The following is a 1,043-nucleotide window of genomic DNA, read 5'->3' as shown; positions in this document are numbered from 1 at the left end:
TCGCCCGGCTCGTCCTTCAGGACGCGGCGCAGCAGCGCGCCCATCTCCTCGTCGTACGCCGCGCTCACCGCCATGAGCGCGGCGAAGTCGTGCACGAGCTGCGCCTGCAGCTCCTCGCGCGGGATGCGCCGCCCGTCCAGCCAGATCAGCGCCGTCGACTCGGCGAGCGAGATCCAGGAGCGCACCACCAGCTCCAGGCGTGCGGGCGGTTCGGGCATCCCCAGGTGCGCGATGATCTGCTCGTAGGCGGCCTGGCGCACGGAGTCGATCAGCGCGTTGGTCGTGGACGAGCCGACCGCGGGGCCGCCGCGCATCAGCGCGGAGAAGCCGGGCCCGTGCTCGTCCACGAAGTCGAAGAACCGCGCCATCACGCGCAGCAGCCGCGCGCCCAGCGGCCCCTCGGCGGGCTCGGCGAACCGGCCTGCCAGATCCTCCGCCGCACGCTTCAACGCGGCCTCGTACAGGCTGAGTTTTCCGGGGAAGTAGTGGTAGACCAGCGGTCGGGAGATGCCCGCGGCCGACGCGATCTCGTCGATGGAGACCTCGTCGGGAGAGCGTCGGCTGAAGAGTTCGAGGGCGACGCCGATCAACTGCTGCCGCCGCTCCTCGACTCCCATTCTGCGGCGAACCCCGGTAGTCATACGAACACCTTACCGATCGAATTCGGCCGGGAGCGGCCCCGATCGGCCGACGGTGTTCACATATCCAGCACGATGCGCTCACCTCGGGCCCGCGACACACAGATCAGCATCGAGTCGTCGCGCTCCGCGTCCGTCAGCAGCTCGTCCCGGTGGTCCACCTCGCCCTCCACCACCCGCTGTTGGCAGGTCCCGCAGAAGCCCTGCTCACAGGAGTACGCGGTGTCCGGCAGCTCGTCCCGCACCGCCGCCAGCACGCTCCGGTCCGCCGGCACCGTCAACGTCACCCCGCTGCGGCGCAGTTCCACCTCGAAGGCACCGTCGCCGCCCGCCCCCGTACGCGGCGCGAACCGCTCCGTACGGACCCCGGGGAACCGTTCCGCCACGGCGGCCATCAGCCCCTCC

2 protein-coding genes are annotated in these 1,043 nt (G+C 71.0%); both read right to left on the bottom strand.

Annotation, left to right across the window (positions count from 1 at the left end; genetic code table 11):
* On the bottom strand, nucleotides 1–641 hold a 641-nt coding region (locus CCN42_RS24470; RefSeq protein ID WP_086738853.1), incomplete at its 3' end, for a TetR/AcrR family transcriptional regulator.
* A gap of 56 nt (nucleotides 642–697) precedes the next feature.
* The coding region (locus CCN42_RS44735; protein ID WP_245877446.1) for a 2Fe-2S iron-sulfur cluster-binding protein at nucleotides 698–1,043 on the bottom strand (346 nt) is incomplete at its 5' end.

It is taken from the genome of Streptomyces glaucescens (genome assembly GCF_002154375.1).
Lineage (GTDB): Bacteria > Actinomycetota > Actinomycetes > Streptomycetales > Streptomycetaceae > Streptomyces > Streptomyces glaucescens.
The sequence above is the reverse complement of the archived record's forward strand: the minus strand, read 5'-3'. Positions and strand labels throughout refer to the sequence as shown.